General features: G+C 48.7%; 1 protein-coding gene. It reads left to right on the top strand.

Annotation, left to right across the window (positions count from 1 at the left end; genetic code table 11):
- Positions 1 to 71: 71 nt before the first annotated feature.
- Positions 72 to 394, top strand: a 323-nt coding sequence (locus tag NE664_15295; GenBank protein ID MCQ4727997.1) for an urea ABC transporter permease subunit UrtC, incomplete at its 3' end; no start/stop codon positions are given.

Genomic DNA, 394 nt, shown 5'->3' with positions numbered 1-394 from the left:
GGAATCTTTGCGGTACAGAACCGGGCACTGGAAGACTAGAGGGTGTTTGAATCAAAACAGGAGGCACAGGTATGAATCAAAGGAAAAAAATCAAGGGTACGACAGTTCTGGCGCTGCTTATATTTCTGGTTCTCGCCGTCATGCCCTTTTGCATGTCCATGTTCCGTGTGGGACTGTTTGGAAAATATATGTGTTTTGCCATTATAGCCATCGGGCTCGATATGATCTGGGGCTATACCGGTATCCTGAGTCTGGGCCATGGTGTCTATTTTGGCTTGGGAGCATACTGTATGGCCATGTATTTAAAGATGGAGGCCAGCGGCGGTCTGCCTGATTTTATGACGTGGAGCGGGGTGACGCAGCTTCCATTTGTCTGGCAGCTGTTTGGAAATCC

The sequence above is a fragment of the Anaerotignum faecicola genome (assembly GCA_024460105.1).
Classification (GTDB): Bacteria; Bacillota; Clostridia; order Lachnospirales; family Anaerotignaceae; genus JANFXS01.
The sequence above is the reverse complement of the archived record's forward strand: the minus strand, read 5'-3'. Positions and strand labels throughout refer to the sequence as shown.